Source organism: Protofrankia sp. CiP1_Cm_nod2 (assembly GCF_920664355.1).
In the GTDB taxonomy this organism is placed as follows: Bacteria; Actinomycetota; Actinomycetes; order Frankiales; family Frankiaceae; genus Protofrankia.
Genome location: NZ_CAKKTL010000123.1, coordinates 1 through 15,051 on the forward strand (window position 1 = coordinate 1; position 15,051 = coordinate 15,051).

At 73.0% G+C, this 15,051-nt stretch carries 10 protein-coding genes; 5 read left to right on the forward strand and 5 right to left on the reverse strand.

Annotated elements, in window-relative coordinates:
* The first annotated feature begins 25 nt into the window (after positions 1-25).
* Positions 26-172 carry a hypothetical protein gene (locus tag NBW84_RS14585; protein ID WP_445548721.1) on the forward strand — a complete coding sequence of 49 codons (147 nt, stop codon included), beginning with the start codon at positions 26-28 and terminating at the stop codon, positions 170-172.
* 16 nt (positions 173-188) lie between these two features.
* Here NBW84_RS14585 and NBW84_RS14590 read toward each other — a convergent pair whose 3' ends face one another.
* The 5 genes from NBW84_RS14590 to NBW84_RS14610 all read right to left on the reverse strand — a co-directional run bounded on the left by NBW84_RS14590 (position 189) and on the right by NBW84_RS14610 (position 10,273).
* Positions 189-1,178 carry a 2-dehydropantoate 2-reductase N-terminal domain-containing protein gene (locus NBW84_RS14590; protein ID WP_250285274.1) on the reverse strand — a complete coding sequence of 330 codons (990 nt, stop codon included), beginning with the start codon at positions 1,176-1,178 and terminating at the stop codon, positions 189-191.
* Between the two features lie 185 nt (positions 1,179-1,363).
* Positions 1,364-4,039 (reverse strand): SulP family inorganic anion transporter, encoded by a 2,676-nt coding sequence (locus NBW84_RS14595; RefSeq protein WP_250285275.1) that lies wholly within the window; start codon positions 4,037-4,039, stop codon positions 1,364-1,366.
* Positions 4,040-4,326: 287 nt separating this feature from the next.
* Entirely contained in the window at positions 4,327-7,011 is a 2,685-nt protein-coding gene (gene alaS / locus NBW84_RS14600) for an alanine--tRNA ligase (protein WP_250285276.1), read from the reverse strand.
* 171 nt (positions 7,012-7,182) lie between these two features.
* Positions 7,183-8,136: a hypothetical protein gene (locus tag NBW84_RS14605; protein WP_250285277.1), complete on the reverse strand. Its 954-nt coding sequence runs from the start codon at positions 8,134-8,136 to the stop codon at positions 7,183-7,185.
* Positions 8,137-8,299: 163 nt separating this feature from the next.
* Positions 8,300-10,273, reverse strand: a complete 1,974-nt coding sequence (locus NBW84_RS14610) for a polysaccharide biosynthesis tyrosine autokinase (protein WP_250285278.1) — start codon at positions 10,271-10,273, stop codon at positions 8,300-8,302.
* A 117-nt stretch (positions 10,274-10,390) separates the two neighbouring features.
* Here NBW84_RS14610 and NBW84_RS14615 point away from each other — a divergent pair, with 117 nt between their 5' ends.
* From NBW84_RS14615 to NBW84_RS14630, 4 genes are all read left to right on the forward strand, one after another.
* A complete protein-coding gene (locus NBW84_RS14615) occupies positions 10,391-12,403 on the forward strand; it encodes a polysaccharide biosynthesis protein (protein ID WP_250285279.1) in 2,013 nt (670 codons plus the stop codon).
* Between the two features lie 126 nt (positions 12,404-12,529).
* On the forward strand, positions 12,530-13,285 hold the full coding sequence (locus tag NBW84_RS14620) for a tyrosine-protein phosphatase (protein WP_250285280.1): 756 nt from the start codon (positions 12,530-12,532) through the stop codon (positions 13,283-13,285).
* A gap of 19 nt (positions 13,286-13,304) precedes the next feature.
* A complete protein-coding gene (locus tag NBW84_RS14625) occupies positions 13,305-13,991 on the forward strand; it encodes a lytic transglycosylase domain-containing protein (RefSeq protein WP_445548516.1) in 687 nt (228 codons plus the stop codon).
* Between the two features lie 126 nt (positions 13,992-14,117).
* On the forward strand, positions 14,118-15,051 hold a 934-nt coding region (locus NBW84_RS14630; protein WP_250285281.1), incomplete at its 3' end, for a PucR family transcriptional regulator.

The window sequence follows — 15,051 nt, forward strand, 5'->3', positions numbered from 1 at the left end:
GGAACGAGGGGCCCGCCGTCGGTATCTGGCGATGATGGCCGTCTGCGTCACGCTGTTCGTGCTCGCCGGCAGTGTGGTCCGGCTGGTGTCGGTGCCCGCGGCGCTGGCGATGATGCTCGTCGCCGCGCTCATCCCCCCGGTCGCCGCCCTCGTCGCCAACCGGTTCCGATGAGCGGTGGGTGTGCCGGTCACAGGCTGGGGGCGAGTTCCACCATCCGTTCCACGTCGGCGCGGTAGGACAACAGACAGGGTATGGGGATATCGAGCCGCTCCCCCGTGCGTACGAGATCGTCATAGATCTCGTAGAGGTCCACCGGAGCGTACCGGCCGTGATTCACCGAAACGCGCTGGAGCAGTTCGCCACGGAGCATAAGCCGGACCGCCGGGGTGACGGTGGACGGCGGCAGCAGGAACGGCCGCGCATCCTGCGCGATACGCACGTCGGCGCCGCGCACCGCGCAGATCTGCATGGCCTCGCGGCCGGCGTGCAGCGCGTCATAAACCGCCCGGTTGCTCCGGGTGAACGGCTCGAAACCGCGGGCGCGGGCGGCACCGCATATCCACGCGGCGGTGCTCGCGAAATGCACCCACAGCCAGTGTTCCATGTTGGGATGGATTTCCGGCCGGAAACCGGCCTCGGCGAACAGCGCCACGAGACGGCCCAGGTTCTGCTCGGCGGTGTCGGTCGCCGGGCCGTACAGCGCGTGCCCGGACACGCTCGACCCGAGCATGATCCCGCCCTCGAGCGCACCGTCGAGGATGTTGTCGATGATGCCGCCGCCACCGCGTGGCGCGCCCAGCACGTACTGGTCCTTGCCCAGGTGGGCGTCTATCAGGTCAAGGCCGCGCCAGTTGTTGTTCAGGAACAGCACGGTGGCGGAGCCGAGGCTGCGCGCCAGCTCCGGCAGGACGTCCGGGGTCTGGGTGTGCCGGACGGCGAGCACGACCAGGTCGGTTCCGTCCGCGGGGCGCAGCTCGGTGACGACGCGCGGGCGGAAGCCTTCGACGACCTCCCGGCGACGTCTGCCCCGCACATCGAGAATTCGCAGGCTGATCCCGTCGGACCAGCGGGCCAGCTGTTCCGGACGGACCAGCATGCTCACGTCATGCCCGGCCCGTGACAGCGCCCAGGCGTGCAGCGTTCCTATCGCTCCGCTGCCGAACACCACAATACGCATACCATCCAGTATCGATTACGGGCCGGGACGTTCGTCAGGGTCGACGGCCCGCACGAAACCGGTACAAGGGCCCGGTCGGCCGGCGGCCTTCCCGCGGAAGAAGGCCCACCGGCCGACCGCGGCCTTCCCGCGGAAGGCCGTATGTCTTACCTCGATGTCACCGTGCTTTACCTCGATTTCACCGTTCAGGCCGGGGTGCCACGGCGGCGACGGCCGCGATGGCCGTCGAGGAGCGTTTTTCCGGGCCCTCGGGTGTGCGGCGCCGACGGCGGATGCGCCGTGGACGGGCCGGTCGTCGGGCCGGTCGAGGCCGCCGAGGCCGGCGCGTCCCAGCGGCGGGAGGCCCGGCGGCGATGCGGCGCGACCACGGTCAGCACCTCCGAGGGGTCGACGAAGTAGCCCGACTCCTCGTCGAGCACCCAGGTGTACGCGACGGAGATGTCGAAGTAGAGGCCGACGAGCTGCAGCCGGCCCTGCTCCAGGGCGTCCCGTACGGCGGGATGGGCGCGCAGGTGCTCCAGCTGCTGGACGACGTTCGCCCGGCCCAGCTGCTCCAGCGGGGACAGTCCCTCCGTACCCGGCAGCGGCATGCGCGCCAGCGCCCCGCGGGCATGGGTCAGCCACCCCGCCAGCGCGGAGTCCGGCTCGTCGTCGAGGTCGCCGGAGAGCAGTGCGTGCATCGCGCCGCACCCGGAATGCCCGCACACCACGATCGAGGGAACCTTCAGGACGCTGACGGCGTAGTCCAGCGCGGCCGTCACGGACAGGTCGCTGCCCGGCGCGATGCTGGCGCTCGGCTCGGAGGCGCCAGGCGGGACGAGATTACCGACGTTACGGATAGTGAAGAGATCACCGGGGCCGCTACTGGTGATGATGTTTGGCACCACCCGGGAGTCGGCGCACGTCAGGAACAACGCGCTGGGGCGCTGCGCCTCGGCGAGCCCGCCGAGGGTGTCACGCAGCAGCGGGGCGGCCCGGCGGTGGAACTCGGCCACGCCGACGAGCATCGTGCTGACGGGATGCGCGTGACCAGCCGCGAGCCCGCGGCCGTCGGTACCTGTTCCGGCCGTCCGCACGGGACCGGCCGCCGGGGAGGCATCGGCCTGATGACCGCTCTGGATGCCGGCGTCCCGCGGGCCGGTGTCACGGGAGCCGGCATCCTGGGAGCCGACATCCTGGGAGCCGGTGTGCGCGGCGGCCAGCTCCTGCCACTGCGACCAGGGGGCGAACCAGCGGGGCAGGTGCGGGACGACGGTGCGGCGCCGGCCGGCCGGAGCGTCCTGGGCGGGCCGGAACCAGGCGTGACCGATCTCGTCGACCGTCACGCTCCCCCCGCTCCGCTCGTGGTCGGTGCACCAGGAGTGCAGATGCTCGAACGCCGCGTGGTCGAGATAGTCCACCACGAGCTCGATCAGCACGGGCGCGCCCGGGGGGATCCGGCCGAGGATCCGGGACAGCCGGGACAGGGAGACGAAGCTCAGGGTCCCCTCGACCTCCACCTGCCACAGCTCGCCGGAGCGGACCAGGTGGATGTTGGACCACAGCACCCGGCGCAGGATCAGGCCGAGCGCGGTGACCAGGCCGAGCGCGACGCCCTGCAGCAGGTCGAGAGCGACGACACCGACCAGGGTGACGACGTACACGGGCAGCTCGCCGTGCCGGCGCACATGGCGCAGATGGGAGATGTCGACCAGCCGGATCCCCACGACCACCAGCAGCCCGGCCAGGGCCGCCAGGGGAATCCACTCGACCACCCCGCCGAGGAACACCGCGAACAGCAGCACCCACACGCCGTGCAGGACGGCCGACGCCCGCGTCCTCGCCCCGGCGGCGACGTTGGTGGAACTACGGACGATGACACCGGTGACCGGCAGTCCGCCGGCGAGGCCCGAGAGGATGTTGGCCGATCCCTGGCCGAACAGCTCACGGTTGAGGCTGATCGGGCGCTGTCCGGGACGGCGCGCGCCGGGGAGCTTCTCCACCGCGACCGCCGACAGCAGGGATTCGACGCTCGCGACGACGGCGACGGCGAGGACGCCGACTATGATCCCGCCCCAGGCGGCGTCCGGGAACCGCGGCAGCGACAGCGAGCCGAGGATCGAGCCGGGCAGGTCGACCCGGGGCAGGTCGAGGTGGAACGCGGCGGCGACGGCGGTCCCGACGGTGACCGCGGCCAGCGGCGCGGGAATCGCCCGCACCTGCCTGGGCAGCACCTTGGACAACCGGGGCCACAGCAGGATGATCGCCATCGTCACGACACCGATCAGCGTCGCGGCGTTGTGGTTGTCGATGATCTGACCGGGCAGCGTCGCGATGTTGTCCAGGGCGTGGCTTTCCGGTTCGCCGCCGAGCACGACATGCAGCTGCCCGAAGACGATGGTCAGCCCGATGCCGCCGAGCATGCCGTGCACGATCGCGGGTGAGACCGCGACCGCCGCGCGGGCGACGCGGCTGACCGCGAACAGGATCTGCACCACGCCCGCGGCGGCGGTTATCGCGCAGGTGACCTGCCAGCCGTAGCTGGACACCAGGCCCGCGACGATGACCGTCAGCCCCGCCGCGGGACCGCTGACCTGCAACGGCGCGCCGCCGAGCAGGCCGGCGACGATGCCGCCGACCACGGCGGCGATGAGGCCGGCGGCGACCGGCGCGCCCGAGGCGACCGCGATGCCCAGCGACAGCGGCATCGCGACCAGGAACACCACCAGCGACGCCTGCAGGTCGGGCCGGAAGGTAGCGGGCACGAGCGGGCGCCGGCGGGCCCGGCCGTGCCCGGCGCCTTCCGGCGCACCGGGCGGCGAATGGCTGTGCTGTGATGACGATGATGCAGATGGTGACGACGGGATGTCTGAGACGGTCACGCGACGCTCCTCGGGGTCGGGTCGGCACCGGACAGGGCTGTCGCGATGGAACGGCTTCGAAGGGGTCGCCGAAGAGGGCCGCGCCCCTGTCGAAGCCAGCCCGTGGGCGGCGCCCGCCCGCACCCGACCGCCAGTCCAAGCCCTGTCGGTGATGGCCCTGCCACTGGCGGGGCCATCACGTGCAGTAACTAGTTGTTGCACCCTGAAGAACGAAGGAGACCCGATCCGAGTTTCCGGCTGTGACGTTCACCTCGGAAGGGACGAATCACCCACTCCGCGGGGCCGTGTCAGCCGTTGACAACCGCCTGCCGCTGGGCCACCGCCTGCCGGACGCCGGCCAGCGCGTCCGCGATGGCGTCCGGGCTGCTGCCGCCGCCCTGGGCGAGGTCGTCCTTGCCGCCGCCGCCACCACCGAGGATCTTCGCGGCGCCGCGGACGAGCTCCCCGGCCCGGATCCCGCGTTCCCGCGCCGGGCCGTTGGTGGCCACCACGATGACCGGGCGCCCACCGGCCGCGGCCGCGGCCGCGACGACGGCCGGGCGGTCCGCCGGCACCCGGCCACGGATGTCGACGACGAGCTTGCGCAGGTCGTCCGCGCCGGTGCCGTCAGGCGCCCGGTGGGTGACCAGCGCGGTCCCGCCGACGTCCTCGGCCGCCCGGGCGAGATCGCCCGCGATGGCCAGCACCTGCGCGGCCCGCAGCTTCTCCAGCTCCTTCTCGGCCTCCCGCAGCCGGCCGAGCACCTGGGACAGCCGCTCGGGCACGTCCGCCCGCGGGGCCTTGAGCACCTCGGTGACCTGTGAGACGAGCACGGCCTCCCGGGCCAGGTAGCGGTAGGCGTCCAGGCCGACGAGGGCCTCCACCCGCCGCACCCCGGCCCCGACCGAGGCCTCCCCCAGCAGCTTGACCAGGCCGAGCTGACCGGAGCGGCGGACATGCGTGCCGCCGCAGAGCTCGCGGGAGTAGTCCCCGATGGAGACGACCCGGACCCGCTCGCCGTACTTCTCGCCGAACATGGCGATCGCGCCGGTCCGGCGCGCCTGGTCGATGTCCATGACCTCGGCGCGGACGTCGAGGTCCTCGGTCAGCACCTGGTTGATGGTCTCCTCCACATCGGCGAGCACCGAGGGCGGTACCGCGGCCACCGAGGAGAAGTCGAAGCGGAACCGGCCGGGGGAGTTCTCCGAGCCGGCCTGCGCGGCGGTCGGGCCGAGGGCGTCCCGCAGGGCCTGGTGGGTGAGGTGGGTGGCGCTGTGGGAACGCGAGATCGCCACCCGCCGGGCCGGGTCGATCTCCGCCTGGACGTCCGCGCCGAGAGTGACTCCCCCCGTGCGCACCCGGCCACGGTGGACGATCAGGTCGGGCAGCGGCTTCTGCACGTCGAGGATCTCGATCTCGGTGCCGTCGGCGAGCCGGATGACACCGGCGTCGGCGAGCTGCCCACCGCCTTCGGCGTAGAACGGCGTCCGGTCGAGCACGATCTCGACGTCGTCACCCTGCGCGGCCTCGCGGGCCGCCGCGCCGCCGACCAGCAGCCCCCGTACGCGCGCCTCCTCGGCGCCGCTGCCGTATCCGGTGAACACCGACGGGCCGGCCGCCGCCAGCACGTCCCGGTACGCCGAGGTGTCGACGTGGCCGGTCTTCTTCGCGCGGGCGTCGGCCTTGGCGCGCTGCCGCTGCTCGGCCATGAGCCGGCGGAAGCCCTCCTCGTCGACGGTCAGGCCCGTCTCGGCCGCCATCTCCAGGGTGAGGTCGACCGGGAAGCCGTAGGTGTCGTGCAGCTGGAACACCCGCTCGCCGGGGATGACGCTGGCGCCGGCCTTCTTCGTCTCGCTCGCGGCCAGATCGAAGATGGACGTGCCGGTGCGCAGCGTCTGGAGGAAGGCCGCCTCCTCGGCGGTGGCGACCGAGTCGATCCGGACGCGGTCGGTGACAAGCTCCGGATACTGCGGGCCCATCGCCTCGATGGTGGCGTCGACCATCTCGTGCATGGTCGCGTCATGGGCGCCGAGCAGGCGCATGTTGCGGATGGCGCGGCGCATCATCCGGCGCAGCACGTAGCCGCGCCCCTCGTTGCCGGGCAGCACCCCGTCACCGATGAGCATCACCGAGGTGCGCACGTGGTCGGCGACCACCCGCAGGGAGACGTCCGAACGGTGCTCGGCGCCGTAGCGGGCGCCGGTCAGCGCGGACGCCCGGTCGAGGATCACCCGCGAGGTGTCGATCTCGTAGAGGTTGTCGACGCCCTGCAGGATGGCCGCGAGCCGCTCCAGCCCGAGGCCGGTGTCGATGTTCCTCGAGGGCAGGTCGCCGAGGATCGGGTAGTCCTTCTTCGAGGATCCCTCGCCGCGGATGTACTGCATGAAGACGAGGTTCCAGATCTCCAGGTACCGCTCGCCGTTGACCGCGGGGCCGCCCTCGGCGCCGAACGCCGGACCGCGGTCGTAGTTGATCTCCGAGCAGGGCCCGCACGGGCCCGGCACGCCCATCGACCAGAAGTTGTCCTCCATGCCGAGCCGCTGGATGCGGCCGGCGGGCACGCCGACCTTGGAGTGCCAGATGTCGGCCGCCTCGTCGTCGTCGAGGTACACCGTCACCCACAGCCGGTCCTCGGCCAGGCCGTAGCCGCCGTCGGCCACCGGGGTGGTCAGCAGCTCCCAGGCCAGCGGGATCACGGTCTCCTTGAAGTAGTCCCCGAAGGAGAAGTTCCCGCACATCTGGAAGAAGGAGCCGTGCCGGGTGGTACGGCCGACCTCCTCGATGTCGGTGGTCCGCACACATTTCTGGACGCTGGTGGCCCGGGTGTACGGCGGGGCGACCTCGCCGAGGAAGTACGGCTTGAACGGGACCATCCCGGCGTTGACGAGCAGCAGGGTGGGGTCGTCCGCGATGAGGGAGGCCGACGGGACGACCGTGTGGCCCCGGTCGGCAAAATAGCGCAGCCAGCGGCTCGCGATCTCAGCGGACTTCATTCCAGCCTTCCTGCCCGGCGGACGACGCGCCATCGACGTTCCATCGGCGCGCGATGCGGATGCCGGATGTGCCGGCCAGGCGCCGATGGCCCATCGTAGCCAGTCGAGCGGACAGGACACGATCGTCGGGCCGCCCGGCGCACCGCGCGCGCCGGGCGGCCCCGCCTCACCTCAGAGCTCGTCGGGCGTCGTCCCCGGGCGGCGGCGACGGGCCGCGACCCGCAGGATCACACCGCCGCCGACGAGCGCCGCGGCGATCGCCGCCATCGCGCCGGTCTCGGCGCCGGTGAAGGGCAGCCCCCCGGTGCTGGGATACTCCTGGCCGGCCGGGCGGACCGGCTCCCGGCCGGCGGCCACCGGGTCGCCGCCACCGGGCACGGGGGGCAGCACCACCGGGACGGCCACGCCACCGCCGCCACCGGGCGCGGGCTCTTCCGTGTCGCCGCCGCCGCTGTTACCACCGTCACCGCCGATACCGCTGACGCCGAAGGCGACGCCGATGCCACCGCGGGGGCCGTCCTCGCCGCCGGCACCGCCGTCGGGGCTGCCCCAGCCGCCGACGGCCACCCCGACACGCGGGTCGCCGTCCCTGTCAGCGGATGGATCCCCGGTGGCGGCGAGCCCGGTGGCGGCGAGCCCGGTGGCGGCGAGACCGGTGGAGAGAACGGCGGACGGGTCGGTCACGGTCACGGTCGCGGCCACCGTGCGCTGCGGCAGCCCCTCCGGTGACCCACCCGGCAGCCCCTGCGCGAGCCCCGCGGGGAGCCCGAGGCCGGGATCAGCCGCGAACGGGCCGGTGCCGGTGATGACGTAGTCGCCGGGCGCGGTGAAGGCCGGCGGCCGCAGGCTGAAGCTGCCCTGGTCATCCGCTGTTGCCGTACCGGCCGTGCCGTCGTTGACCCGTACGGTGATGGTTGCGCCCGGGACGAAACCACCGCCGCCGAAGAGCACCGACTCGCCAACGGCCACCGACCGTGCGCTGACCGTGGCTACGCCGAGCGGGCCAGGGCTGTCGGGACGGTCTACGGGCGCGCCGGTATATGTGGCCGCCGCCGGATCCACCGCCGTGCTCAGTGCCAGCCCACCCCCCATAAGCAGTGCGGCTGCGAACGTGCGAAACCTCATGGAAGCACTCCCCCTGCCCGGATTCCGGACAAGTCCGTTGACGCATGAACACGAAGAGTATATGTGTTATTGCTCTCCGTGTCCACAACATTGGGTGTCCAGTCGGTTTCACCCAGTGGGCGGCATCCTGGCCCGTCGTGTCCGCGGCCCACGGCGGCCGGTGTCACCGGCCGCGCTTGCGCCGGTGGGAGCCGGCCGGCCGCGCGTTGAGCGTCAACGGTGTCGTCGCGTCGTCCGGCAGGCTGTCCGCCCGGCCGTCGGCCAGCCTGCCGGCCAGGGCGTCGTCGGTCAGGGCGCCGTCGGTCAGGGCGCCGTCGGTCAGGGCGCCGTCGGTCAGGGCGCCGTCGGTCAGGGCGCCGTCGGTCAGGGCGCCGTCGGCCGGGGCGCCGTCGGTCAGGGCGCCGTCGGCCGGGGCGCCGTCGGCCGGGGCGCCGTCGGTCAGGCCCGCCGGGCGTTCGGTGGCCAGTCCGATGCCGGCCGGAGCCACGGTCGTGCCACCGGCCCGGTGATGCCGCTCCCGATACGGGTCTCGCAGCTGGTCTCGCAATGGGTCACGCAACGGGTCACCCAGCGGGGCACGGTCGCCACGCGCGTTCGCCGTGGAGCTGTCGCGGCCGCCGGCGAGATCGTCGTACGGTTGGTGCTGTGCCGCGATTCTCAGTTCGGCCCGCGGACCGCCGGCTCCCGGCTGGCCGCCACCCGGGCGACCGGGACGGGCCACGGCCGGGACGAGCGCCGGACGCTCCTCGAAGGCCCGGGGCGAGTCGGCCGGAGCGTAGCCACCGTAGGCGTGATAGGCGTCGTAGACGGCGTCCGGCCCCTTGACCGGGACCATGGTGAGAACGGCGCCCAGGATGCGGGCGTCGACCAGCCGCAGCGCGTCCACGGCCCTGACCGCCTGTTCGCGCCGGGTCCGGCCGGCCCGCACGATCAGCACGGCACCGTCGGCCTGGGCCGCGAGCACGGCCGCGTCGGTCACCGGGAGCAACGGCGGGGTGTCGATCAGGACGAAGTCGAAACGGGCGGACAGCTCGCCGAGCAGGTCGCTCATCCCCCGGGATCCGAGCAGTTCGCTGGGGTTCGGCGGCAGCGGGCCGCTGGGCAGCACGTACAGCCGGCCGTCGACGTCGCCCCAGGGCAGCAGCACGTCGTCGAGGCCGGCGGTGCCGATCAGCACGGAGGTCAGGCCGGCCGCCGTCTCCACCCCGAGACAGTCGCCAAAGGACGGCTTGCGCAGGTCGCCCTCGACCAGCGCCACCCGGGCGCCGGCCTGCGCGAGGGCGACCGCCAGGCTACAGGCCGTCGTCGTCTTGCCCTCGTCGGGCATCGAGCTGGAGATCAGGATGGTGCGCGGCGGGGTGTCCACGTCGACGAAGCGCAGGTTGGTCCGCAGCTGCCGGAACGCCTCGGCGTTCGTCGAGTGCCCGTCCTGAGCGGCGATCAGGGGAGACTGGGCGCCGGTCGCGTCGAAGGCGATCGTGCCCAGGACCGCCAGCCCGCTCGCCGCGGTGATGTCGGCGGCCGTGGCGACCCTGGTGTCGAACCGCTGCCGCACCACCGCCGCGGCGACGCTGGCGAGCAGGCCGGCCAGCACGCCGAACGCGACGGCCCGCACGGGCCGTGGCGATACCGGCCTGGCCGGCGTCTTCGCCTTCTCCCACACGCTCACCCGGACCAGCGGCGCCTTGTCCGGGGACGGGGTCTCGATCTGCGCGATGGCCTGGGAGAAGACCTCACCGACCGTGTCGGCGATCAGCTGGGCGCGGTTGGGGTCGGTGTCGGTGACCACGGCCCGCAGCAGGACGGTCTCGGGGACGGTCTGCGCCTGGATGCGGCCGCGCAGCCGCTGCGGGCTCTCGTCGAGGTGCAGCCTGTCGACGACGGCCGCGGCGACCCGGTCGCTGGCCACCAGATCGGCGTAGGACTTGACCCGCTGCTGGGACAGCAGACCGCCCTGATAGGCCGCCGCGGCGCTGTCGGTCGTGTCCGACGACGTGACCACCATGGTCGTCACGGCGGCGTAGGCCGGCGTCTGGCGCCACGAGACGGCCGCCGCGAACAGGCCACCGAGCAGGACGCAGACCACGATGAGCGGCCAGCCCCGGCGCAGCGCTCTGACGTACTCCCGAAGTTCCACCAGCGGACCAGCCCTCCCCGGAGATGTATTCCGGTAATCATATCAACACTCTGAGCAACCAACATACTCGATGTACATCTGTACAGTCACCATCCGTAGTTATTACTCTATGGAGTCATGCGCGAACAGAATGCCGTTGGCGAGCCGGGAGCCGCACCGGTGACGCCGGGCGTCCGGCCGCCGTGGAGCCGCCCCCCGTGGAACCAGCCGCCGTGGAACCAGCCGCTGTGGGAGCGGCTGCTGCGGGGCGGCCTGCGCCGGCACGTCGGGCTGCAGATCGGGCTCGACGCCGCCTGCCTGGTGACCGGGTTCGGTGCCGCCTACCTCGCCCGCTTCAGCTCGTCCCCGCTGACCGACGGCGAATTCTGGATGATCACAACGGTCGCGGTCTGCCTGCTGTACTTCGCCGGCACCGCCGGGCACCTCTATCTGGGCCGCTACCGTTTCGGCGGCTTCGACGAGGTGCTGGCGCTGGTCCGCGCGGTCGCGACCACGACGGCCGGGGCCGTGGTCGTCGACGTCGCCCTCGGCCGTTCCGAGGGGATGCCGGCCGGGCTCCTCCCACTGGCGGGCGCGGTCGGGCTCGTCCTGATGTTCGGCGTCCGGTACCTGTGGCGGCTGGCCGGGCAGCGCCGCCGGCGGCGGCAGCGGGCCGGCAGCGAACCGGTCATCGTCTTCGGCGCGGGCGAGGGCGCCGACCGGGTGCTGGCGTCGATGTCGGGCAGCCCGGACAGCCCCTACACCCCGGTGGCCCTGCTCGACGACGACCCGGGCACCTGGAACCTGGCGCTCGGCGGCGTACGGGTGCGCGGTGGGCGCGCGGCCATCGCCACGGTCGCCCGCCAGACCGGCGCCCGCACCCTGCTGGTGGCCATCCCCAGCGCCGACGCCGCGCTGTTACGGGAGATCACCGATCTCGCCGAGGACGCCGGCCTGACCGTCAAGGTGCTCCCCCGCGTCGCGGACCTCATCGACGGGCGGGTCGGCGTCCAGGACATCCGCGACATCGACATCACCGACCTGCTGGGACGCCACCGGATCCAGACCGACGTCGCCTCGGTGGCCGGCTACGTCACCGGCCGGCGGGTGCTCGTCACCGGGGCCGGCGGCTCGATCGGCTCGCAGCTGTGCCGGCAGCTGTACCCCTACCGCCCCCAGGAGCTGGTCATGCTGGACCGGGACGAGTCCGCGCTGCGGGCGGTCCAGATATCCATCCACGGCCGGGCGGCCACCGACGACGAGACGGTGGTGCTGTGCGACATCCGCGACGCCGAGGCCGTCCACGCCGTGTTCGCCCGGTACCGGCCGCAGGTGGTCTTCCACGCCGCCGCGCTGAAACACCTGCCCCTGCTGGAACGCTTCCCCGGCGAGTCGGTGAAGACCAACGTGTGGGGGACGATGACCGTCCTGGACGCCGCCGTGTCGGTGGGCGTCGAACGGTTCGTCAACATCTCGACGGACAAGGCCGCGAACCCGACCAGCGTCCTGGGCTACTCCAAGCGGATCACCGAGCGGCTGACCGCCGGGATGTCCGCGCGCGCCCACGGCGGGGTCTTCGTCAGCGTGCGGTTCGGCAACGTCCTGGGCAGCCAGGGCTCCGTGCTGCGGGTGTTCGCCAGCCAGCTGGCCGCGGGCGGGCCGCTGACGGTCACGCACCCGGACGTCACCCGCTACTTCATGACCGTCGAGGAGGCGGTGGAGCTCGTCGTCCAGGCCGGCGCCCTGGGCGGCAACGGGGACGTCCTCGTCCTCGACATGGGCCGGCCGGTGCGGATCGCCGACGTCGCCAGCCGGCTGGCCGGCCGCGGCCCGCGGCCGGTCGAGGTGGTCTACACCGGGCTCGGCCCCGGGGAGAAGCTGCACGAGGACCTCTTCGACGACGACGAGCGCGACATCCGCCGCCACCATCCCCTGATCTCGTACGTGTCCGCGCCGGCGATCGACCGGCAGCAGGTCCGCGCGCTCGCGCCCTGGGGGGATCCCGGGGTGCTGCGCACGACGCTGCGCCAGCTCGCGAGGCCGCTCCCGGCCCTGCCACACCCCGCCGAGCCGCATCCGCGGGAAACCCGGCAGCGGGAAACCCGGCCGCGCGCGGCGGAGACACCGAGCGTGGTCGGCAACGACCTGTGACCGATGCCTGCCGGCGCGCGTCCACCAGCCCCCACCAGGCCCTCACCAGGGCGGACGGGCGCCGGCCGGGTGGGCGGATGAGGCGTTCCCCACTCGTGGGGGTATTCCAGTGGTTATCGTCATCGCGTGGATCGCTGGTTCAGTCTCGTCGGCGCCGACAACGTCCGGGATCTCGGCGGGCTACCGACCAGGGACGGAGCGTCGACACGGCCGGGACAACTGCTGCGCGCCGACACCGTCCAGGAGCTGACCAAGGACGATGTTGTTACGTTACGTAACAACTATGGCCTGCGCACGGTCCTCGATCTGCGCGCCGCGGCGGAGATCGCCCGGGAGGGCCGCGGCCCGCTGGCGGAGGAGGATGTCGCCTACCACAACCTGTCGTTCCTCCCCGGCGAGTTCGTGATGGCCGACGACCCGCGCTACCCCCTGATCGTCGCCGACCGCGCCTCGCAGGACCGGGTCGAGCACTACCTCGACTACCTGCGCGGGGCACCCGACGCGGTCGCCGGCGCCCTGCGGCTGCTCGCGGACCCCGGCCGCCTGCCGGCGCTGTTCCACTGCGCCGCGGGCAAGGACCGCACAGGCGTGCTGGCCGCCGTCGTGCTCGACATCGCCGGGGTCGAACGGGACGCGGTCATCGCCGACTATGTCGCGAGCAACGAGCGGATCGACCGGGTGGACCGCCGGCTGGCCAGGCGTCCCACCTACGACCGGGCCCGCAGCGGCGCCAGGGCGGACGGCATGAGCTGCCGGCCGGAGGTCATCAGCCGCTTCCTCACCGCGCTCGACGACACCTGGGGCGGCGCGGCCGGGTGGGCCCGGCACGCCGGCGTGCCCGACGACGCGCTCCGCTCGCTGCGGGCCAACCTGACCGGCTGAGCGGGGCGGCGGACATCCCATGCGAACCGCTGGCACCAACCGGTGTTACCGGGCCCGTACAGCCGGCCGGACCACCCAGCACAATGGGGTGGTGGACGCGACACCGCCCCGCCCGTACCACCGGCCCGGCCGGTCCTGGCGGGTACGCGGTGCCTCCCGGCGGCACCCGTCGTGCGGCGCCCCGCAGATACTGGTCCTGCTCGTGGCCGCGACCTGCCTGAGCACGGTCCTCACCAGCTGTGGGGAGAGTATCTCCTCCCGGTCGGCGTCAAGAGTCCCGCGCGACCTGATCCCCCTCTTCCAGAACGCCGCGGCGGTCTACGGTGTCCTCACCGCGGCCCAGCTCGCGGCCCAGGCCCGGGTGGAGAGCAAGTTCAACCGCGACGCGGTGTCCCGCGCGGGTGCCCGCGGCATGATGCAGTTCCTGCCCGGCACCTGGGAACAGTTCGGTGTCGACGGCAATGCCGACGGCGCGGCCGACCCGTTGGAACCGGCGGACGCCATCCTTTCCGCCGCGCGTTACGACGCCCACCTGGCCCAGCTCGTCCAGAAACTGCCCGGCGACCGTGTCTCGTTGATCCTGGCCGCCTATAATGCGGGACCCGCGGCTGTCCGCGATGCCGGCGGAGTTCCCGATTTCGCCGAGACGCGAGCATACGTCGCGAACGTCCACAACTGGACCAGCCGCTTCAACGACCAGCTCTAGACAGGCCAACTTCAGACATACCGGCACCGGGCACACCGGCGCCGGACATATGCCGGCGGCCCCGCGCACGCCGCCCGGGGCCCCGGGAAAACCGATGGAGAAAACAATGACCGACAATGGTGGGCGGTGACACGGCCGCTGCCGGACGCCGACGCCACTCCGTCGCCCGCTGCCGACCCGGCGGTCGAGGACGTCATCCGGCGGATCGAACGCTCCAGCGGCATGCTCGCCAGCCGCGCGGTGGCCCGCATGCACGAGGTCCTGCCCTGGTTCACGCCCATGTCGGCCCGGCACCGGGCCGACATCCAGCTGGTGGTACAGGCCGGGATCTCCTCGTTCGTGGAGTGGTGCCGGAGTCCCCAGCACGCCCGGGAGCTGTCCGGGGACGTGTTCCGGGTCGCTCCCCGTGACCTCGTCCGGGCTGTGACCTTCCGCCGCCTGGTCGAACTGGTGCGGGTGGCGGTCGAGGCGATCGAGGCCGAGGTGCCCGCGCTGGCCGGCCCCGAGCACGAGCAGCGGCTGCTCGCCGACGTGCTGCGCTACTCCCGCGACATCGCCTTCGCCGGCGCGGTCGTCTACGCCCGCGCCGCCGAGGAGCGGGGCGCGTGGGACGCCCGGCTGGAGGCGCTCGTCGTGGACCACGTCGTGCGCGGCGAGGTGGAGCGGGCGCTGCCGTCACGCGCGGCGGCGCTGGGCTGGCGCAACCCGCCGTCCGTCGCGGTGATCGTCGGGGACACCCCGGACCGCTCCCCCGAGGTCGTCGTCGACCAGGTCCACCGCCTCGGGCGCGGGGCCGGCCTGGAGGTGCTCACCGGCGTCCACCACGAACGGCTGGTCGTCATCGTCGGCGGGGACTTCGTGACCGCCGCCGCCGCCGCGCGGCGGCCGGCCCGGCCCGGCGCCGCCGGCTGCGGCCGTGCCCTGCTCGACGCCGTCGACGCCCTGTTGCCGGCCTACGGGCCCGGTCCGGTCATCATCGGCCCGGTCGCCGCCGACCTGGCCACGGCCGCCTCCTCGGCGCACGCGGCGCTGGCCGCGGCCGACGTGGTCGCGGCGTGGC